Consider the following 21,649-nt stretch of genomic DNA (forward strand, 5'->3'; position numbering starts at 1 on the left):
CCGGGTTAGCCGTCCTGGGCCAGGGATGGCCCATGACGGCGGCCCACGGTCCAAAGCCGGAGTGAGGGCACACCGAGCATTAGCGAGGTGCCGAGTGGTGGGGCAAGAGCGTTTTGCTTACTTTTGCGCTCTTCAAAAGTGAGCCGCTGTAAGAGCGGAACCCCTATCAGCCGTTACCCAAATAACGGATATACACCCAAAACCCACCTCAGCCCCGCCGACTCCCCAGCCATTCCTCCCGGGTAATCTCCCAGATATCCTTGGGCAAACTCCCAGCGACAAACTGCCCCTCATCGGTCCTGACCAACCGCATCCCCGTCCGCTCGGAAATCCTGCGAGACGCCACGTTCGGCGCCGCTTTGGGCACGCGCATCACGGGCCGCTCCAGCACCTCAAACCAATACTCGGTCACCGCCGCACTGGCCTCGGCCATCAACCCCTGGCCCTGCCACTGCGGCGCCAGCCAAAAGCCGCGGTTGTTGTCCACCTCATCCATCAGGCTGACATTACCAATCAACACCCCAGGCGCGCTTTTCAGGCGGATCGACCAATGCCACTCCTCACCCCGAGCCATCGCCGGCAATGCAACCTGCTCCAGATAGCTGCGCGCACCGTCCGCCGGGTACGGCCAGGGCACCAGGGCATTCAGGTAACGCACCACTTCCCAGTGCGGAAATTGCTGCTGGACACCCTCGGCATCCTCCAGCGTCAACGGCCGCAGGATCAGCCGTTCGGTATACAGCGTAGGTTGCGCATCCATGTCGTTACCAAGTGGCAGTGTTGGGAAAGTCCAGGGTCCCGCGATCCACAAAGCGCATGGTGCCGAACAGGCCACCTGCGAGTTTCCCGCGCAACACGTACGGCAGGTTATTCAAACTCTGGGTCTGGCTCAAGCCAAGGGTCTGGCGCAACACGGAAAACGCCGAAACGCTCACCGGCACCGTCAGCACCGTCTCCGAAAAGCGTGGGATCGAGCCACCCTGGTCACTCACCCCGGACGCCAGCGGCCGGCCATTGACCTCCAGGTCCAGGGCCACGCCGCTGTAGTCGATCGCGGTTTCATTCGGATTTTGTATCCGCAGCTTCACCGCGAAACGCACTTCCAGGTCCTGGCTCTGCAGCGGCTCGATGCCCACCACGTTGATGTTCACCGGGTCGCGATTGGGAAACAGCGCGCACGCGCTCAGGGTGAGTAGCAGCAGTGACAAAACCATGAGCTTGCGCATAAAACGGGTTCTCCTATTTCGTGACGTCCGGGTCCTGCATCACTTTGAGGGTGGAGGCTTCCGGATCAAATTCATCTTCTTCCAGTTCTATGAACTCCTCAGGCAGGAAGATGTTCAGCACGATAGCGCAGAACGCCCCCACGGTGATTGGCGACTCGAAGATGTTGTGCAGTGCCTTGGGCAGCTCGCGCAGTACTTCCGGCACTGCTGCCACACCCAGGCCCATGCCCAGGGAGATCGCCACGATCAGCACATTGCGCCGGTGCAGGCCGGCTTCGGCGAGGATCTTGATCCCGGCCACGGCCACGGTGCCGAACATGATCAGCGTGGCGCCGCCCAGTACCGGCTTGGGCATCAGTTGCAACACCGCGCCGATCATCGGGAACAGCCCCAGCAGCACCAGCAGCCCGGCAATGAAGTACGCCACATAACGGCTGGCCACGCCGGTCAACTGGATCACCCCGTTGTTCTGGGCGAAGGTCACCATCGGCAAGCTGTTGAAGGTGGCCGCCATCACCGAGTTGAGGCCGTCGGCCAGCAGGCCGGACTTGATGCGCTTGATGTACAGCGGGCCCTTGACCGGCTGTTGCGAGATCATCGAGTTGGCGGTCAGGTCACCGGCGGCTTCCAGGGGCGAAATCAGGAAGATCACCGCCACCGGGATAAACGCCACCCAGTCGAACGAAAAACCGTACTTGAACGGCACCGGTACGCTGATCAGTGGCAGCTGGGGCAGGGCGCCCAGGTCGACGCGGCCCATCCACCAGGCCACCACAAAACCCAGGGTCAGGCCGATCACGATCGAACCCAGGCGCAGGAACGGGTTGTTGAAGCGGTTGAGCACCACGATGGTCAGCAGCACCAGGGCCGCCAGGCCCATGTTGCCGGCGGCGCCCAGGTCGCTGGCGCCATAACCGCCGGCCATGTCGGTGACGGCCACCTTGATCAGCGACAAACCCATCAAGGTAATGATGGTGCCGGTGACCACCGGGGTGATCAGCTTGCGCAGCTTGCCGATGAACTGGCTGAGCACCACTTCGATAAACGCCGCGAAAAAGCAGATGCCGAAGATCGTCGACAGGATCTCATCGGTGCCGCCGCCCCGGGCCTTGACCATGAAGCCGGCACTGAGGATCACGCTGATAAACGAAAAACTGGTGCCTTGCAGGCACAGCAGGCCCGAACCCACCGGGCCGAACTTGCGGGCCTGCACAAAGGTGCCGAGCCCGGACACAAACAACGCCATGCTGACCAGGTACGGCACTTCGCTTTCCAGGCCCAGCACGCCGCCGACGATCAGCGTCGGGGTGATGATCCCGACAAAGCTGGCCAGCACGTGCTGCAGGGCGGCAAATATCGCCGCGCTGAAGTGCGGACGGTCGTCGAGGCCGTAGATCAGGTCGGATTTATAACGGGGGCGAGGGGTTTGAGTGTCAGACAAAATACGGGCCCGGGTAGGAAAAAGGAGGCGCAGGATGCCAGAAAGTGCCAGTTGTCAGAAGTGTGAAAAAATATTTCGAAACATCCCCCATTAAATCCTCAAGCCGGCCGATACCGTTTATAGGCCCACATACCTATTACAACAGTGGCGCCAGCCGGTCAGAGCGGCGCGTTGACGCCCACTGACCGTGTCGCGGCAGGGATGCTCGCAGCCACTACTTCTAAGAGCGCCCCCTATGTCCCTTCGTAACCTGAATATCGCACCTCGAGCTTTTCTCGGTTTCGCCTTCATCGCGTTGCTTGTCGTTATTCTTGGGGTGTTTGCGGCGAACCGCATGACCCTGATTCGTCAGGCATCGGTCGACATGGGCTCCAACCAACTGCCCAGCGTCGGGTATCTGGCGACCATGACCGAAAACGTCCTGCGCCTGCGGATTCTCTCTTTTCGTGTGCTGGTAAACCGTGAGCCGGCGGCTCTGGAGGAGGCTCAAACCCGCATGGGTGTGCTGGTGGACAAGGTCAAGACGGCACAGGCCGCTTATGCAGGCATGCCAGCCGGGAACGAAGAAGCGGCGCTGTACAAAACGTTCTCCCTCACGCTCGACAATTATCTGAAGGCCCAGGCCGAGATGGTTGCCTTTTCACAGCAGAACAAAGTGGAAGAGATGCGCGCCCTGATCAACAGCCGCATCAAGGATGGCACCGACCAGATGGGCGAGCAGTTGAATAAACTGATCGCCATCAACGCTGCTGACGCGAAGCAGGCCGACACCGAGGCCGGGCAAAGTTATCAGGATGCAATCACTGGCATCATCGCAGTCTCCGTGATTGCTGCGTTGATGACCGTACTGCTGGCCTGGCTGCTGACGCGCAGTATCGTGACGCCCTTGCGCAAAGCGCTGGAGGTTGCTGAAACCATCGCCGGCGGCAACCTGAGCAAACCCATCGAAGTCGACGGCAAGGACGAACCGGCCCGCCTGATCGGCGCCTTGGCCGCGATGCAGAACAACCTGCGCCAGACCATCCAGCACATCGCCGGCTCGGCCACGCAGTTGGCCTCCGCCGCTGAAGAGCTCAGCGCCGTCACCGAAGAAGCCTCCAAGGGCCTGCAACAGCAAAACAACGAAATCGACCAGGCCGCCACCGCGGTCAACGAAATGACGGCCGCCGTGGAAGAAGTGGCGCGCAACGCGGTGTCCACCTCCGAGGCGTCCAGCCAGTCCAACCAGGCTGCGCGGGAAGGGCGCGACCGAGTGGTGGAAACCGTCGGCGCGATCCAGACCATGACCCAGGACGTGCAAAACACCTCGGTGCTGATCGAAGGCCTGGCCACCCAGGGCCGTGACATTGGCAAGGTGCTGGACGTGATTCGCGCGATTGCCGAGCAGACCAACCTGCTGGCACTCAACGCGGCGATTGAAGCGGCGCGTGCCGGTGAAGCCGGGCGTGGTTTTGCGGTGGTGGCGGACGAAGTGCGGGCCCTGGCCCATCGCACGGCGCAATCGACCCAGGAAATCGAGAAAATGGTCGCCGGCATCCAGAGCGGTACGGGTGAAGCGGTGCAGTCCATGCAGCAGAGCAACCAGCGCACCCAAAGCACCCTGGAAATGGCGCGGGCTGCCGGTGTGGCCCTGGAGCAGATCACCCAGTCCATCAGCCTGATCAACGAGCGCAACCTGGTGATCGCCAGTGCCTCGGAAGAACAGGCTCAGGTATCCCGCGAAGTGGATCGCAACCTGGTGAACATCCGCGACCTGGCGACGCAGTCGGCGGCGGGTGCCAACCAGACCTCAGCCGCCAGTCACGAACTGTCGCGCCTGGCAGTGGATTTGAACGGGATGGTGGCGCGCTTCGTCATCTGACCTGAAATACGATCAAAAATGTGGGAGCGGCGGTGCGACGATTCGACTTGCTCGCGAAAGCGGTGTGTCAGTTGATGCATTCGGTGGCTGACACACCGCCTTCGCGAGCAAGTCGAATCGTCGCACCGCCGCTCCCACATTGGCTTCTGTGGTGTTTCAGGAATCAGTGTTTCCAGGCGGCTGGGTTCACCAGGTTCTTCGGCTTTTCACCGGCCAGCGCCGCCAGCAGATTGTCCACCGCACACTTGGCCATCGCCTCCCGCGTCTCATGAGTCGCTGAACCGATATGCGGCGTCGCCACCACATTGTTCAAACGCAACAACGGCGAGTCATGCTGCAGCGGCTCGCGCACAAACACATCCAGCCCCGCCGCACGAATCGTGCGCTGTTGCAACGCCTCGATCAGCGCCGCCTCGTCCACCACCTTGCCTCGGGAGATGTTGATAAAGATCGTCTCCGGGCCCATCAACGCGAACTCTTCAGCACCGATCAAACCTTCGGTTTCAGCCGTCAGCGGCAAGGTCAGGCACACAAAATCGGCTTCCCGGAGCAGGTCCGGCAGGCTGCGGTATTGCGCGTCAAACCGCGCCTCCACCGCAGGTTTTGGCGAGTGGCTGTGGTAGATCACCGGCATGCCAAACCCGAAGTGCCCACGCTGGGCCAATGCTTCACCAATCCGGCCCATGCCGATAATGCCCAGGGTCTTGCCATGCACGTCGCTGCCGAAATGCAGCGGGCCGATGTTCTGGTTCCAGTTGCCGGCACGCACCATATTGGCCAGCTCCACCACTCGCCGGGCGGTCGCCAGGATCAGGGCGAAGCCGGTATCGGCGGTGGTTTCGGTCAGCACGTCGGGGGTATTGCTGAGCAGGATGCCGCGCCCGGTCAGGTAGTCGATGTCGTAGTTGTCGACACCGACCGACACGCTGGCCACGGCCTCAAGGTTTGGCGCCAGATCCAGCAGTTTGGCATCCAGGCGCAAGCTGGCACCGAGCAAGCCCTGAGCGGTCGGCAAGGCTTCACGCAGTTTGGCCAGGCCGCTTTCATCCAGCGATTCAATAAGCGTGACCTCGGCCTGTTCATGCAGGCGGGCCATCAGCGGTGCAGAGAGTTTCTTGTAGAGCACGACAGACTTTTTCATCAGGTCTTTACCTTCAATTCAAGGGATTGCAGCGGGGCGCGTTCGCGGTCACTGGCGCCGGGCTTGAGAAATATCGTCAACACCACCGACACCAGCAGCGCACCACTCATCAGCAAGTACGAGGCGCCGGGCGATCCGGTGCTGCTGTTGAGGTAGCCCACCAGGTACGAACCGCCGAACGAACCGAGGGCGCCCATGCTGTTGATCAGCGCCATGGCGCCGCCGGCGACGTTGGCCGGGAGGATTTCCGGGACGATTGCGAAAAACGGCCCGTAAGGCGCGTACATACAGGCCCCGGCGATCACCAGCAGGGTGTACGACCACCAGAAGTGTTCGGCGCCGAGCACGTAGGACGCATAAAACGCGATGGAGGCGATCAGCAACGGTGGCCACACAAAACGTTTACGTTTTTGCAGTTTGTCCGAGCCCCAGGACACCGCCAGCATGCCGATCACCGCCGCCAGGTACGGCAGCGCCGACAGCCAGCCAGCCTCGACCATGTCCATTTTCAGGCCGGCCTTGAGGATCGACGGCAGCCACAGCACGAAGCCATACACGCCAATGCTCCAGCAGAAAAACTGCAGCGCCAGGATGATCACCTTGGGTGAGCGAAAGGCCTCGGCGTAGTTCTTTACCGCCTTGATGCCCACTTGTTCTTCGGCGAGGGCGGTTTCCAGGTCTTTTTTATGCTGGGCGCTCAGCCATTTGGCGTCTGCGGGTTTTTCATCCGCCAGCTTCCACCAGATAAACGCCCACAGCACCGCCGGCAAACCTTCGATGATAAACATCCAGCGCCAGCTGAAATGCTGTACCAGGTAGCCCGAGACCACCGACATCCACATCATGGTCACCGGGTTGCCGAGGATCAGGAAGGTGTTGGCCCGCGAGCGTTCCGCGCGGGTGAACCAGTGGCACAGGTACACCAGCATCGCCGGCATCACGGCGGCTTCGACCACCCCGAGCATGAAGCGGATCACGATCAGCATGTAGGCGTTGGACACCATGCCGGTCAGGGTGGCCAGGCCGCCCCACAGGATCAGGCTGACGAAAATCAGCTTCTTCACGCTGCGTTTCTGCGCGTAGATCGCACCGGGCACCTGGAAGAAAAAGTAGCCAAGGAAGAACAGCGCGCCGAGCAATGACGACATGCCCGGGGTGATCATCAGGTCTTCGGCCATCCCGGAGGCGGCGGCAAAGCCGTAGTTGGCGCGGTCCAGGTACGCCAGGCTGTAGGTGATAAACACGATGGGCATGATGTACCACCAACGGCGGGTGGCGAGTTTCAACGGTTCCATAAGGTTGCTCCTGAGCTTGTTGTAGTTGTGGCAACAGGTAACTCGGTGATGCTGATTAACCGGCTTTCTGGGTGTGGGGCAGATCGGTCCTGAACGGCAAGCCTTCCATGTCGCCACGGCTCTGCACCGCGCGGCTGCCGATCCAGTTGCCGCGCTGCACGGCTTCGCTGAAGCTCAGGTTTTCCAGGAGCGCGCTGATCATGCCCACGGCAAATCCATCGCCGGCGCCGACCGTGTCGACCACCTTGGCCACTGGCACGGCGGCGACAAACCCCTGGTCCAGCTGGGTGCGGTAATACGCGCCGTGGGGCCCGAGCTTGATGGCCACGGCTTCCACGCCCTGGTCCAGGTAAAACGCGGCGATGTCGGCCGGGTCTTCAAAACCGGTGAGCAAGCGGCCTTCGCCCAAGCCCGGCAACACCCAGTCCGCCAGGCAGGCGAGGGCGTTGATTTCGCTGATCATGCGTTGCTCGTTCGCCCACAGGGACGGGCGCAAGTTCGGGTCGAAGGACACGCTGCGCCCGGCCTCGCGCATTTGCGTCATCAACTGGCGCGACAGGTCGCGGGTGGCATCCGACAGCGCCGGCGGAATGCCGGTGGCGTGCAGGTGCCGGGCTTGCAACAGCTCAGGCTTGATCGCCTCGACCGACAGATGGCTGGCGGCCGAGCCACGGCGGAAGTACTCCACCTGCGGATCATCGCCGGCGTCCTCGCGGGACTTGAGTTGAAAACCCGTGGAGTGCAGCGGGTCCACCGCCACATGGGTGCAGTCCAGGCCTTCGTTCTGCAAGGTGTCCACCACGAAGCGCCCGAGGGAATCGGCACCCACGCGGCTCAGCCATGCGACGTTGAAGCCCAGGCGTGACAGGCCGATGGCGACGTTGCTGTCGGCGCCGGCAATGCGCTTGTGAAACTGGGCAACCTGGGCCAGGTCGCCGGTCTGTTCGGCGACAAACATCGCCATGGTTTCACCAAACGACAGGATATCGATCTCAGACATGTGCGTTCTCCACGCGGGGCTGGCCGAGGACGGCGAGGGCGGCGACCTGCTGGGCGGTGACCTGCACCAGGTCATTGCCTTGCAGCGGAAACTCCACGGCCCGGGTAATACCTTGAGTCATGTGCTTGAGCAGTTGTTCCCACAGATGCAGGTCGGCGGCGCCCGGCGGCAGGGCCACCAGCTTGCCGTCGGCGCGGCGGGCCACGGCCTTGCAGTGCAGGTAATCCACGTGGCGGCCCAGCAGGCGTGCAGCGGTGGTCGCTGACTGGTCCTGCCATTGCCAGTTACCGATATCGAAGGTCATTTTCACCGGCACCGCCAACCGCTCGACTTCGTTGAAAAAGCGCTGCATGGGCTCGATGCGCCCGCCGTGCAGGGTCTGGTCGTTTTCCACCAGCAGCTTGACCGGATGCCGGTTGAGCAGGGCGCTCAAACTGTCGAGGTCGTTGGTGTCGGTGAAATAGCCCAGGGAGACTTTCAGCCAGCGGGCGCCGAATGCCTGGGCGCGGTCGAGGGTGACGGCCAGTTCGGCATTGGGCTGCGAGCGACCGGCCACCCAGAGTTCCAGGGGCGATGAGAACACGCACTCCAGGCCTTGATCGGCTGCAGCTTGCGCCAGCTCATGGGGTTGTTCGGTGGTCAGCAGCTCTTCGCGCCATTCGATGCGTTGCGCGCCGGCGGCAGCCAGCACCTCGACGAAACTCAACTGGCCTTGCTGGCGGACCAGGTCGGCGCCGTAACTGGAAAGGCTGATGGAGACGGGGTATTTATGCATTGTTGTGGACCTCTGAAACCGGTTTCATTTTTATTCGCAAAATAAACGTGTGGGAGCTGGCTTGCCTGCGATGGCGGCGGTCAGCCGCCTACTGCTTCGCCGGAGAAACCGTTATCGCAGGCAAGCCAGCTCCCACAAGGGATTGGGTCGAGCCCCGGATAATCAGTTGTGGCAAGAAGTCCAGGGTGCGTGGGGGCTGGCTATCGCCGCGCAAGCGCTTGAGTAAACAGTCAAACGCACTGGCGCCAATGGCCTCGGTGGGCTGGGCGAGGGCGGTGATGCCGTTGCCCACCAGCGGGTACCAGTCGAGGTCATCCAGGGCGATCAGGCCCACGTCATCAAACAGGTCGCAGCCTAGATTTTTCAACGCGCGGGTACACGCCAGTGCCGCGATTCCGTTGGCGCAGAACAACGCCTTGGGGCCGGATTTGCCTAGAAACTTTTGCAGACGCTGTTCCAGTTCGCCATCCAACTCCAGTACGGCGCCGGTCAACGTCGGACGGTTGGTCATCTCCGCCTTGAAACTGTCCAGGCGCTCAAGCCGCGAGCTGGTGCCGTCGGTGGCTTCAGTCACCAACAGCAGGTCGCGATAGCCTTGCTGTTCCAGATGCTCCACGGCCATGCGCACCGCCACCGGGTTGTCCAGCCCTACCAGGTCGCTGTGCAGCGGTTCGACCTTGCGGTCCACCAGCACCAGGGGCATTTCCCGTTGCAGTTCCAGCAATTGGTCCAGGTGATGGCCGAGGGTATTCACGATCAGCCCTTCGATATTGTAGGCACGCAGGGCCGCCAGGTGCTGGCGCTCCTGCTCGTCATCGCGGTCGGTGTTGCACACCACCAGGCTGTAGCCGTGCTGGCGGCAGGCGGTTTCCACGCCATGCATCACGGCAATCGAATAGGGGTTGCGGATATCGGCTACCAGCATGCCGATCAGGCGGGTGCGCCCGCGTTTCAGGCCGCGGGCCATCTGGTTGGGGCGATAGCCCAGCTCATCGATGGCCTGCTCGATGCGCAGGGCGATGGCATCGGAGAGCAGGGCACGGTCGTCGCCGATAAAGCGCGACACGCTGGCCTTGGACACACCGGCGCGCTCGGCGACGTCCAGCATGGTCACGCGGCTGCGTTGGGCGGCGGAAAAAGTAGTCACGGCGGCGGGCCTTTCTTATTGGATTTATCTGGGTTCCAAGGCGAAACCAATTGCTGAAACCGGTTTCAGGAAACACCAAGTAGGAAATTTCGTCAAGCGCTGCTCAGTAACCGCCCTGGCAGCAAGGCCGAGCAAAAGCGACGAATGGAGGGGTCTACCTGTTAATTCTGACAGTATCCGGACGAAGGAATCGGGCGCTTAATTCTCTCAACGCCACTTGGTATACACACGCCGCCTGCCGGCAGGCCACTGTCCACCGTGTTGAGGATTAAACCCATGTCTGACGTCTCTGAATCCACTTACCTGATCAAACCCTTGGGCGCGGACGACGGGGGCACTGTGTTGCTGGACCCGATGGACATACCCGGCGTCGACAGTGGTGACCCCCGGGGCGTGATCCCGCGCTCGCGCCTGCAGGGCCCGCTGCAGGTCAACATTCCGATGTGGAACCCGCGACCCGAGCCGCTGCTGGATGAGCCGCACATCGTGCGCCTCCGCTGGGTGTGGGCGGGTGTCGATGAGGTGGTTGATTCGCGGCAGGTGTTTGGCCCGCCACCCCCTTTGCCAGCGGTGATCTCACTGGAGGTGCCCCTGTCACGATTGACTGACGAGGGCTCCGGCACCGCGCAACTCTACTACACGGTTCAGGACTCCTTTGGCGGCGTCAGTGTGCTGAATCCCAGGAGAACACTCACCATCGATCTGGATTCGCCTGAGTTACTGAACCCTCTGGATACTGTGGATTTTGTAGTTGCCCCGACCCCGAACGTCGATGAGCAATACCTGCTCGATAACGTGCCGATGGCGTTCAATATTCCGTTCTACACCGTGCGCTCGGACAGGGACCGGATTGAATTCTACCTGTCCAACCGGGATAACCCGCCGCTAAGCGCGGCGGACGCCGAGTACGTGATCGCGTTAGCCTCAGACCCGCTGGTTGCTTACGTGGACCCCGATATTTTTCGCAGGTTGAACAACGGTGACGCCTATATTTTCTACCGCATTTTTGACGAGGCAGGCAATTTCAGCAGCCAGAGTGCCGGACTGCTGTTTCAGCTGGCACTGACGCCGTTGCCGAGCAACTTGCCGCGTCCGCAAATTCGGCCACCGGCATACGACGACGGCCTGATCAAGCGCGATGATGCACGTCGTGGCGTGTTCATGCGCATTGACCCCGCCTACGACGATTGGGCGCCGGGGGACCAGGTAATCGCCTATTGGAATGCCCGTCCGACAGTCCCGCAGCCGGTACTGGGCTTCCCTTGTGATGTGGAAATTCCATGGCTGACCCTCAGGGGGCCTGCGCCTGTACCGGTTCCCGAAGCGGCGGTGGTGCGCTACGAAATCATTCGCGGAGCCCTGCCTCCATTTCGTTCCTTATCGGAACGGTTCAATGTCGACCTGACGATTGCCGGCCAGGACCATCCCAATGCGCCCGCATTGCTTAACCCGACCCTGGCCAGCGTCACGGTGATAGGGCGCGGCTCCAAGACTCCCAATCAGCTCAATCATCTGGATCGTGGGCTGGCTGCCCAGGCATATGTTCCTTTGTTTGCAGATCCGGTTGCGGGTCAATTGCTCAGTCTGTTCTGGAACGGTGTTGGCCCGGTGGCCAGCCATCCCGTGCAGTTGGGGGAGGTAGGAGGGCAGTTGGTGTGGTTTACCGATATTCCCTGGAATCTGATCGAGGGGACGGTCAATCCACGTCTGCCGGTCCATTACCTCACCAGTAATGGGGTCAACGAACAACAGTCGCCACCAACTTTTGTGAATGTCGATGTGACGGCGCTGATTGATTTTACTCCTCCGCAAGTTCAGCACACCCTGACTAGCGAGTATGTGACCTGTTGTTCTTCGCCTTCGCCTTTATATGGCGTGCATTGGTTGATTCCGGGCAATATCGGCCTGCAACTTAACGACGAGGTGCGTTTTCACTGGCAAGGCTATGCGCGTAATAACTGGGTTGATCCTATTGCTGGCACTGAATACGAAGAAACCATCCAGGTGCTGCAACCCCATATTGATAACGGTATTAAAGTTGTGGTGGAACCGTTCGACCGGACCTTGGAGCCTATGCGCGAATACGGTTCAGCTGTCGCCAGTTTCGAAGTGTGGCGCAACCTGGGCAAGGTGGGTGACTCCCGGCCAGACGTCAAGGGGAGCGGACATATCCGTGTCGACCTGACCTTTCCAACGGGTGGGTTTTGTAAACCCGGGGATGTCATTAGTTGCACTAGTGATGGAAAGGCAACGTTGGTCAAAGATTAAAGGACTGGGTGTATTTGTTGTTGTGCAGGGAATAGTCGGCGTGTGATAGGCGTGCAAGCGCTTTGTCTCGCGACGCGAACGGCTACGTCAATGGTAGGGAAGTGTGGGTGAGATGTAATTCGTCTTAATATCTGGAGACACGTAATGAAAAAGGACACGCTCGACTTTATCCGTAACTATGCAAAGAATCGAAGTGCCAATACGGCTGACTACTTGCCTGATGGTCGTCTTGAAGGTGAGGTGCCTGGGTACCCTGGATTGCTTTCACGGGAGTACAACCTGCGTGAGAATTTGAATTTCTCTATTCCACTATGGCCTGACGCCGATACCCATCCGACGCTTGACGATATTGTCACTGTTTGGTGGAAAAATTTCGATGACACCGAGTGGGGCACGCCCATTTATAATTTCACCGTTGTTGCCCCAGGGCCTGAGACACCGGTGAACATTGCTCAAGGTCGGCGGCCCGCGGGGCGGTACCAAATCAAGTACGGAATTAACGTACGTGGCGTTGACAACTATTCCGAATCAGATCCGCAGACCGTTGTCGTTGACCTGACACCACCGTATGCCATTTCCCCCGATGCACCGCCGGCGCCGATTCCGCCTGCCGACCTGCCGACACCTGCCGACCGCGACTACTTTGAAAGCAAGCCCAATGAGTCTGCAGTGTTTACGATCCCGGATTATGTGGCGCATGGTCGGGCAGACGGCGATTGGGCGTATCTTTACTATAATGGCTCCGATACGCCCTATGCACCCAACCCGCCCGATCCTTCGCCACGCTGGAATCTGCCTGCGGACCTGAGCTTTCCATTGCCATTATCCGTGGTTGACGCCAATCCGGATGGCCTGCGCAATTTGCGGTATGAGTTGTTCGACGCGGCAGGGAATTGGGCGCGGCTTTCGACTGCCTACGAGATGGACGTGGGCCTGTTTCCAGCGCCCGAGAACCTGCTGGCCCCCCTGGTTGGCCGAACCTCACCCCCCGGCGATGTATTGATTGATCGGGCGGACGTTGCGCTGGACGGCGGCATGATCGTGCGTATTCCTGAATATACGAACTTTCTGCGCGGCGTCGATGGAGATGAATTCCTCGTCACATTGAGGACAAGCATCACCACCGTTAACTTGGAGGCCCAGCCACTGGGCAACAGCCGTTTCCCGGCGGAGGTTTACGTTCCGTACAGGGTGCTGGAAATCCTGTATGGCGCCACTCGAGGGCTATTGCCGTTGACCGTTTCCTATGTGGTGCGGCGGCGGTCTGTCAACAACCCGGCGACACCGACCACCACCGTCAACCTGGACCTGTTTGTTGTCGGCCCCACTCCCATTGGCCCGGACCCGATCAACGATGACCTGCTGCCCGTAGTCGTGAAGGGGGTGGACGCAACCGGTACCGAGGGCCCCGACGACGAGCTGGAGCGCGACCACGCCAACCGGCCTGCAATTGCTCGGGTAACGTTATGGAGTACCGCACCCACACCGGATGCCAGCGACTTTACGATCCGCCTTTACTATTCGGGCGAACTCGTTGCTACCCAACCGGTGACCGGCGCCTCGGCTGGTCAGGTGATTCCGCTCTCAATCCCGTGGAGCTTCATTGAGCGTCATGGCAATGGCCGCAAGACGGTGTTCTACACCATTGCCCAAGGGGCCAGCACCAACCGCCAGTTTTCCCCTGACACCACGGTGACGGTGAATGCCAACTTTAAAGAGCTTGCCCCGCCGGTGGTACGACATCTGTCGGACGCAGGGGCGATCAACTGCACTACGTTCAGGCCTGAAAATCCTCCCGGAAACGTTGTGGTGTTTATCCCGTCTTCGGAGCACTTTGAACTGAGGATGGTGGTTACGCTGCACTGGCAGGGCTACAGCGACAATGCAGGAATGGTAGCGGTCCCGGCAGCAGTGGGTCGTGTGGACTCCATACCGCTCACGCAAGCCATGATCAATTCTGGGTTCGAGTTGCTCCTGGGGCCCTATGAGACCATCTACAAACCCATCCAGCCCCACTCGGGTGCAAGGCTGGCCGGCTCCGCGCGGATCTGGTACACCATCAACCTGCCTGAAGGACCATTACCTTCCGATGAAGCGCATCCTCTTGTTCGCGGGGTTCGGATAGGTGGAACGAATGGCTTTTTCTGCGACGGTACTGCCGTCCCGCTTCCTTGATACTTGTTTGAGCCCTAATGCCAAAGAGGAGCCTTGCTCCTCTTTGGCATTTTTGCCCTTGGGTCGACTACAAACTGCATTCACTTTCAGCACAGCACCTTGGGATTAGTCCTACAGATGTTGGGAACAGCTCTGGGTACCTTGGGCGCCGCTTGATTGGCAGGGTCCACACGCTTTTCGGAACCGGCCAGTTTTTTTCCGTAAAGGAACGCCAACCCAGAGGTCCGTAAAGATGTCAGCTCCATTCAATTTCAAACCAACTCCCTTAAGCCTTGCCTTCAAGGCCAAGGCCGTCACGCTGCTGATGCTCATGGCGCAGCTGTCCGAAGCGCGTGTCGTGACCGGCCCGGATGAAATGGCGGGGCCTGGCCCGCGCCCTGACACTTTTGAATTGCGTGCAGGTTCCCGCCTGACGGTTCTGGGAGTGCCCACCCTGCAAATCACTGCCAATTCCGCAACCCTGATTGTCAATGCCGGCAGCAGCACCCGGGACATTGCCGCAATCAACTCCGACATCCGCATCGATGGTTCGGACGTCGTTGCGCGGGATTCGGCAAGGGCCGGGGTTCATGTCACGGGCAGCAACGTGCTGATCACCAACAGCAACATTACCCACAACAACGGAACCGGGCTGGCAGCGGCCCGTTCCCTGGGCGCCACCAATGGTTCCAGCGTCACGGTCGTCAACAGTCACATCACCGGCAGCACCCGCGGTGCCTCGGCCAGTGCCCACAGTGTGCTGGACCTGACCGATTCGCGTGTCGAGGCGACCGCAGATGATGGCGTGGGTATCGAACTGTTCAATGGCCAGGCCCGTGCGTTCAATACCAGCATCGTTGGTGGAGACATTGGCGTGAAGATGGGCGTGGATAACGACCCGACTTTGGCCAGCAGCCTGATCCTCGACCGCTCGAGCGTCGAGGGCAAGACCGGTTCGGCGATTCAGGTCGGCTCGTTCCGGCCCGGGGAATCCACCCTTGCTGATATTCATGTACTCAATGGCTCCACGCTGACCGGCGCAAACGGTGTGCTGCTGGAAGTCATGAACGGCGCCACCGCCAACATGAACGTCGACCGCAGCTTCCTGGTCGGCGATGTCGTGGCCGAAGACGGCAGCACCGCCAGGTTGCAGCTCAACAATGGCTCCTGGCTCACCGGCAAACTGCAGAACGTCGCCGAGTTGAGCGTCAATTCAGCGTCCCACTGGATGCTGGTGGATGACAGTTCAGTCGGCGACCTGATCATGGGCGGCGGCACCGTGCACTTTGGCGGCGCCGATGAGTTCTTCCAGTTGGACGTCAACAGCCTGTCGGGTGACGGCAGCTATGTGATGCACACCGACTTCAGCACCGGCCAGACTGACTTGCTCAACGTCAACGGGGTTGCCACGGGCAACCACAGCCTGCTGTTGGCGGCGACCGGCTCCGAGTTGGCGAGTGCCTTGCCGATTCGTGTGGTGCACACCGAAGGTGGCGATGCGCACTTCTCGCTGGACGGCGACACCGTGGATGTGGGCGCCTATTCCTACGGGCTGAAGAAGGAAGACACCGACTGGTACCTCGATCCTTACCGTCGTGGCACCAGCAACAGCACCAAAACCGTAATGGCGTTGTTCAACACGGCCCCCACCGTGCTGTACGGCGAGATGTCCCTGCTGCGTACCCGCATGGGTGAACTGCGTTTCAGCGACGGCCAGAGCAACGGGTTCTGGATGCGTGGCTACGGCAACAAATACGAGGTAGCCGGGAACAAGGACGGTGGTGGCTACACGCAAAACCAGCGTGGCCTGAGCCTGGGTGCCGATGCGCCATTGTCGGGCGGAGATGGCCAGTGGATGGCCGGTGTCATGGCGGGTCACAGCACGTCCGACATCAGCGCCAACACTTCCGGCAGCGGCAAGGTCAACAGCTACTACCTGGGGGGGTATGCCACCTGGATCGACGACGAGAGCGGGCTGTACTTCGACGGCGTGGTCAAGCTCAACCGCTTGCACAACGAGGTCAACGTGACCATGAGCGACGGCAAGCGTGCCAAGGGCAACTACACGCAGAATGCCGTGAGCGCATCGGCGGAAGTCGGCCGGCATATCAAGCTCGACGATGGTTACTTTGTAGAACCGTACTCGCAACTGAGCACAGCGATTATCCAGGCGCAAAGTTACGAGCTGGACAATGGCCTGCAGGCCAAGGGTGATCGCACCGCCTCCGTGGTGGGCAAGCTCGGCGTGACAGGCGGCAAGAATATCCAGCTGGAGAGCGGCGGGGTGCTGCAGCCCTACCTGCGTACAGCGTTGGCCCATGAGTTCAACCACAGCAACAAGGTCAAGGTGAACGACCAGCGCTTCAACAACGATGTGTTCGGTTCGCGTATTGAAGTGGCAGCGGGCGTGGCGATGTCGGTGTCGAAGAACGTCAAGCTGCACGCTGATATTGAACATGCCCAGGGCAAGAAGGTGGATCAGCCGTGGGGGGTTAATGTGGGAGTGCGTTACGATTTCTAGGAAACAGGGGTAAAGAAAAAAGGAAGCCGAGGCTTCCTTTTTTTGTGGGTGGGTTTTTGGGAGTTGAATAAAGCTGTCCCGGTTATTTGCTAAAACGGAGTGATGCACCATGCCGGCCAATTCGGCAGTCCGTTAATGGAGTAAATTGGTGTTCCGCTGTTTGACGCCTGAACAAAGTAATACCACCTGCCGCTAGCATCGAAATAACACAATCCGTACGGAATTGAGCGAGCCGGAGGGGTGTAGCGTGTTTGCAGTAGCGTCCAACTGGAAACTATGCTGCCTCCAATTGATCTCATCCAATTTATTTGAGCTTGTGGAGATTGCTGTGTTTCGTTAATGCGTAGTTGAAAAATATTGGAAACAACCACTGCGTACGCTCGCGAGACGTTGTTCCTATCTCTCACAGTAATAGTCGCTTGACCGTTACGGAGGCCGGTTACTTTGCCTGTGTTGGCGTCCACAAAAGCAACATTAGGGTTGCTGGAAGCGTAGCTATAGTTACTCACGCCGCCGCTTGCTGTGCGGGTTGCTGTATTGCCTGGCCAGTCCAGCCCGGTTGCTGGCCAGTTAGTGATCACCTTAATACCATTCAAATTAAGCTGGCTTTGATCGATCCTCAGTGAAGAGATAATGCTGTAACTTGCAATGGGGAAGGTAATGGCGGCTGACTCAACACTACTGCCATCAAAAGCCACTTTGCAGGTTACGGTAATGGTGCTGTTGTTGGGTAGCCCATCCAGCCATGAGCGCAGCACAGGCTTATTCACCAAGCCGGTAGATACTTCTCCCGCCTGCAGGCTGTAGTTTGTCAGCACGTTCAAAGGCGCGCTACCGGACCTGGAGAGTTGTACCCAAACCTTCTGCCCTGCAACAGCCAACGGCCATGGTGCAACGCTGAGCGTGGCATTACCGCTGAAATTGTTCAGGTTCAGAACGCCGCCATTGGCAATCCCATTAATAGACGGCCGAGGCAGGGCCGACGACGGAACGCGGTTAACGCTCAGCTTCTGGGGCTCTGACGGGACAATATTCGTCCCTATCGTCGCCATATAACGGAGCTCGATCAATTTGCCCGCGCTATTGGCGAGGATGTCCCGGCTGATCTGAAAGTCGACGCGCTTATTGGTGTTACCGTTCTGCGCCGGGATGGTCGCCATGGTGCCGTTCGGGTAAATCCACTCGAGGGCGATGCGGTGGGCCGCGGTCATTTCGTTATAGGCCACCGCCACATAGGCGTTGTTCTGCCAGTCCTGTGGGTCGATGGTCAAGGTGGCGCCCTGCAGATTGGCAAAGGCCGGGCGCGGCAATGTGGCGGGGATCGACTGGATAATATGCTCGCGTACACCAAACAATACTGCGGTGTTTTTATCAGTGCTTTCGGCCAGGCTGACCCAGAAGCGAATGGTCAGGTGCGACTCGTTCCTGAGACCTTGCAGCTCCGCCAACGGTATGGGTTGCGAGACACCCAGGGTGGCGCTTTCTCCAACAGGGGCGGCGATAAAAGTGTCCAGGTTGAACGCACTGCCGTCGGTGTTGGTACCCGTGTATTGCAGCCACATGAACTGCTCTTCAAAGGCCAAAGGCCAGGCCGCCACACGGATGCGGGCTTGAGCAACAAGCTCGTTCGTCGGCAGGATCACGCTGTTGCCGACCCCGTCGATGGTTGGTGTGGGTAAGCCACTCAACGGCAGCAGGTCCAGGTTCAGAGTATCCGACTCATGGAGAAACCCGCTGCGGGTAAAACTGTATTGCACACTGATGCGGTTACGCTCGTTGCGAATGCCCTTGGCAATGGTACGAGCCTCTATCGGTACACCCACTTCATTGGTGTCGGGGTTGCCCCAACCCGTTTCGACGGTGCTGCCCAGCAGATCGGCCGTCACCCATTTCACTGAAAACGATTCGCTCTCGCGCATGCGCCGGTATTTCACCAGCACCGTTGCACCCGATTGAGCCGCCAGCGGGTCAAGCCGGTCAGGGTACTGCTCGGCTTCCACGACTTCAGGCGCATCCAGTTCCACGCCACGGCCCACGGTCAGGAGGGTTGTAAACGAGCGCAAGGTGAGTTTCGGCAGCGGGGTTTCGCGTTCCAGGCTGTAGGTGATGCGCAGTTGGCCATCGAAGTTGTTATCCAGCACCGCACGGCTCACCGGCAGTACCAGTGGCTGGCCCTGTGTCGCACCGTTGATCGTCACCGAACCGCTGGCGGAACCGCCTGTACCCGTGCCCACAATGTTCCATTGGATATGGTCGCGGCTCCTGGTTGCCGTATAGGGTAGCGTCAGCAGCACGCTGTCGCCCACTACGTCAACCGGGTCAACGTTGTCGTCAATCGCCCCCTGCAGGGTGGGAGCAGGCATGGTTTCGAGGCGTTCGTCGATGCGTACTGTCAGCACCCGGGATTTGCGTTCAATCAGCGCACCGTAGGCATGCAACTGGCTGTCTGCGCCGTCATCGACCAGGTAATACACCGCGACATCACCGAGCCCCTTGAACTGTTGCAGTATTTCGCTTGGAACCCGGCGCGTGCCACCCTGGTCCCCGGCCAGTTGCGGGTCGGAATAGCGCATTCCACCGCCCCCTGGAACGATCTGCTCGATGACCAGGGTTTCCATCGAATCGTAGGCGTGTGGCTGGTAGGACGGGATGCTGATAAACGCATCATCGTCCGGGTTGATCAGGCCCAACTCGCTCGGGGTCACGGTCACTGCCGGCATCGAGGTCGGTGTACCCACCACCGTCACGGTGACACTGCCAGACTGCCCGAGGTGGCCACCGGTGGCGGTGTGCCAGACGAATGAAGCCCTGAACGAGCCGCCGATGACGCGCTCGATCAAATCGCGGTCCACCGGGAAGATCTCTTCCCGACCGTTCCTGACTTCGACAGGATCAAGCACCAGTTCTTCGATCGTGCCGTCCGCCAGCGTGGCCGTCAGGGTAATCGTGACCTGGTTTGGGGGCAGCGGGGCCGGTGTCACCCGTGGGGTCTGCAACAGGATTTCGAACAGTGAATTACTTTGCGTGTCGTAATCGATTTGCCGGCTTTCCGCGTCATCCACCAGGAAAAACGGCGCGCTCATCAAGCTGGGGTCCAGTTCGGCGACCAGTCCATACGGCTTGGAGTACTGGTATTTTTCCCCTGAGTAATTCTGAACCACATCGAACACCCTGAAGCGCAGGGTGAGTGCGCCGTTGAGGCCGCCCTTGAGAATATTTTCCTGGCTGATAAATACCCTGATCGGCTGGATACCGGCGGCCTCGGCGGCCGTGACCAGGTGCCTGATCTCAACTCCGTCCCAATAGAACTCAATGGTGTCGTTCTTGCGCACGTTCGGATAGGGCGCAATCACGGCGTATAACCCGCGACTGATCGTCTCCATATTGATCGTGCTGCTTTCGGGCAAGCCGTCGACACTCAGGCTCAGTTTACTGTGCCATTTGTCGTCACCATTGTTCTCTATCCCGCCGGGACGGGTGGTCTTGATCAATATGCTTTGCGGCGGCGAGGTGCTTTCCTGGCCACTGCCTGCGCGCAGTACCCGCGCGCGCACTTGCACTTCACCTTCAGGCATGCGTTCGGCGATGACGTACATGCCATAACGATCCTGGTCCAACTCGACGACACCAGACGCCAGAAGATCGTTATTGAGGTACAACTCAAAGGCGTCGAAGATGGCCCAGGTGTGCCATTTTTCCAGGACGAAATACGCATAGGGCTGAACATGCCGAATGCCCAGGCCATAGGCGTAAGGTTCATCGGGATACTGGTCAAGCGAGACCGGCGGGAACGCCGAATAGGGCGGGGCCAGGTCTTCAGCCGTGATCACCGGCAGGGGCGCGGGCTCAAGGAGGGTCAGGGGGCTGTCGGAAACAGGTACACCTGGGGCTTCAATGACCGAGGCATTGTCATCGGGGTCGATCGGTTGGTTGGGCATGCTGACCACTCCTTGCTGGAAGTCACGCACAGCGCTGGCTGTGCATATAGGCAAGGGAAATCAAACACCCGCAGCCCCGATAGCGGATAGCTGTGAAAACTGACAGTGCCGACGAACGGTTGTGTCTACACCCAGACGCTCAGCCAGCTTGAGACCAGCAACAACACCGCCATGCAGCGGTTGAACCGTTGCATCGCCTTGGGCGAGCGAAACACCCGGCTGCTTCCAACCCCCAGCAATGCCCACGCGCCGAGGCACGGCAAGGCGATCACAAAGAACGCCAGCGACAGGTACAGCACATGGCTCTGGCGTTCATCGCCATTGCCGGCAAACACGCTCACCACCGCCAGGGCCATCATCCAGGTCTTGGGGTTGACCAGTTGCAGGCTGGCGGCGCCGGCCAGGCCCAGGGGTTTTTGCACGGCAGCCGGGTCGATTGACTCGGCGGGGGCGCTGAAGATCTGCCAGGAAAGGTAGCTGAGCCAGGCGACCCCCAGCCATTGCATCGCTGCCTGCACCCGGGGCCAGTGCGCCAGCGACTGGCCAACGCCGCAGCCTACCAGCAGCACAATCCCCGCCGCCCCCGCGCATGCCCCCAGCACGATAGGCAGTGCGGCTTTGAAGCCATACCGTGCGCTGTTACTCAGCACCAGGATATTGGTGGGGCCAGGAGTGATGGAGGCTACAAAAGCGAATAACAGGAAGGGCAACAGGGTAGGGAACATGGTGGGGCGACTCCGTAGGTGGGGCGATGGAGTCGATGGTTGCAGGGGCGTGGTGGCGTGTCTGGAAGGTTTGAGCAGGGGCGTGCGGACACGGGCAGGGGATAGTGGCGGGAGAGCTATAGGGGACAAAAAAAGGGACAAGTCCATGGTTTAGATG

14 protein-coding genes are annotated in these 21,649 nt (G+C 60.0%); 4 read left to right on the forward strand and 10 right to left on the reverse strand.

Annotated elements, in window-relative coordinates; genetic code table 11:
- Positions 1-208: 208 nt before the first annotated feature.
- The 3 genes from HX824_RS29435 to HX824_RS29445 are packed head-to-tail and all read right to left on the reverse strand — an operon-like array spanning position 209 to position 2,667.
- Positions 209-760, reverse strand: a complete 552-nt coding sequence (locus HX824_RS29435; RefSeq protein ID WP_087694381.1) for a GNAT family N-acetyltransferase — start codon at positions 758-760, stop codon at positions 209-211.
- 4 nt (positions 761-764) lie between these two features.
- Entirely contained in the window at positions 765-1,226 is a 462-nt protein-coding gene (locus tag HX824_RS29440; RefSeq protein WP_003214086.1) for an LEA type 2 family protein, read from the reverse strand.
- Positions 1,227-1,239: 13 nt separating this feature from the next.
- Complete coding sequence (locus tag HX824_RS29445) at positions 1,240-2,667, reverse strand: nucleobase:cation symporter-2 family protein (protein ID WP_008431217.1); 1,428 nt, start codon at positions 2,665-2,667, stop codon at positions 1,240-1,242.
- Between the two features lie 235 nt (positions 2,668-2,902).
- On the opposite strand from HX824_RS29445, the gene HX824_RS29450 reads away from it, so the two are divergent.
- Positions 2,903-4,528: a methyl-accepting chemotaxis protein gene (locus HX824_RS29450; protein ID WP_177055801.1), complete on the forward strand. Its 1,626-nt coding sequence runs from the start codon at positions 2,903-2,905 to the stop codon at positions 4,526-4,528.
- Positions 4,529-4,691: 163 nt separating this feature from the next.
- Here the strand turns inward: HX824_RS29450 and HX824_RS29455 are convergent, their stop codons facing one another.
- The 5 genes from HX824_RS29455 to HX824_RS29475 all read right to left on the reverse strand — a co-directional run bounded on the left by HX824_RS29455 (position 4,692) and on the right by HX824_RS29475 (position 9,886).
- Positions 4,692-5,669, reverse strand: coding sequence for a D-glycerate dehydrogenase (locus tag HX824_RS29455; RefSeq protein WP_177055803.1), 978 nt, complete (start codon positions 5,667-5,669; stop codon positions 4,692-4,694).
- Positions 5,669-6,964, reverse strand: a complete 1,296-nt coding sequence (locus HX824_RS29460) for an MFS transporter (RefSeq protein ID WP_003214078.1) — start codon at positions 6,962-6,964, stop codon at positions 5,669-5,671. Before HX824_RS29460 ends, HX824_RS29455 begins: the two co-directional genes overlap by 1 nt.
- 55 nt (positions 6,965-7,019) lie before the next feature.
- A complete protein-coding gene (locus tag HX824_RS29465; RefSeq protein ID WP_177055805.1) occupies positions 7,020-7,964 on the reverse strand; it encodes a sugar kinase in 945 nt (314 codons plus the stop codon).
- Entirely contained in the window at positions 7,957-8,739 is a 783-nt protein-coding gene (locus HX824_RS29470) for a sugar phosphate isomerase/epimerase (RefSeq protein ID WP_134326780.1), read from the reverse strand. Before HX824_RS29470 ends, HX824_RS29465 begins: the two co-directional genes overlap by 8 nt.
- 88 nt (positions 8,740-8,827) lie before the next feature.
- Positions 8,828-9,886, reverse strand: a complete 1,059-nt coding sequence (locus HX824_RS29475; protein WP_003214073.1) for a LacI family DNA-binding transcriptional regulator — start codon at positions 9,884-9,886, stop codon at positions 8,828-8,830.
- A 276-nt stretch (positions 9,887-10,162) separates the two neighbouring features.
- Between HX824_RS29475 and HX824_RS29480 the strand changes: the two genes are divergently transcribed.
- From HX824_RS29480 to HX824_RS29490, 3 genes are all read left to right on the forward strand, one after another.
- Positions 10,163-12,154, forward strand: a complete 1,992-nt coding sequence (locus HX824_RS29480; protein WP_008431220.1) for a hypothetical protein — start codon at positions 10,163-10,165, stop codon at positions 12,152-12,154.
- A 144-nt stretch (positions 12,155-12,298) separates the two neighbouring features.
- Positions 12,299-14,329 (forward strand): hypothetical protein, encoded by a 2,031-nt coding sequence (locus HX824_RS29485; protein WP_177055807.1) that lies wholly within the window; start codon positions 12,299-12,301, stop codon positions 14,327-14,329.
- 232 nt (positions 14,330-14,561) lie between these two features.
- Positions 14,562-16,829 carry an autotransporter outer membrane beta-barrel domain-containing protein gene (locus HX824_RS29490; protein WP_177055809.1) on the forward strand — a complete coding sequence of 756 codons (2,268 nt, stop codon included), beginning with the start codon at positions 14,562-14,564 and terminating at the stop codon, positions 16,827-16,829.
- An 89-nt stretch (positions 16,830-16,918) separates the two neighbouring features.
- Here HX824_RS29490 and HX824_RS29495 read toward each other — a convergent pair whose 3' ends face one another.
- Both HX824_RS29495 and HX824_RS29500 read right to left on the reverse strand, forming a co-directional pair.
- Complete coding sequence (locus tag HX824_RS29495; protein WP_177055812.1) at positions 16,919-20,767, reverse strand: Ig-like domain-containing protein; 3,849 nt, start codon at positions 20,765-20,767, stop codon at positions 16,919-16,921.
- 125 nt (positions 20,768-20,892) lie between these two features.
- Complete coding sequence (locus HX824_RS29500) at positions 20,893-21,492, reverse strand: LysE family translocator (RefSeq protein WP_008431228.1); 600 nt, start codon at positions 21,490-21,492, stop codon at positions 20,893-20,895.
- Positions 21,493-21,649: the final 157 nt, after the last annotated feature.

It is taken from the genome of Pseudomonas sp. D4002 (genome assembly GCF_013385665.1).
In the GTDB taxonomy this organism is placed as follows: Bacteria; Pseudomonadota; Gammaproteobacteria; order Pseudomonadales; family Pseudomonadaceae; genus Aquipseudomonas.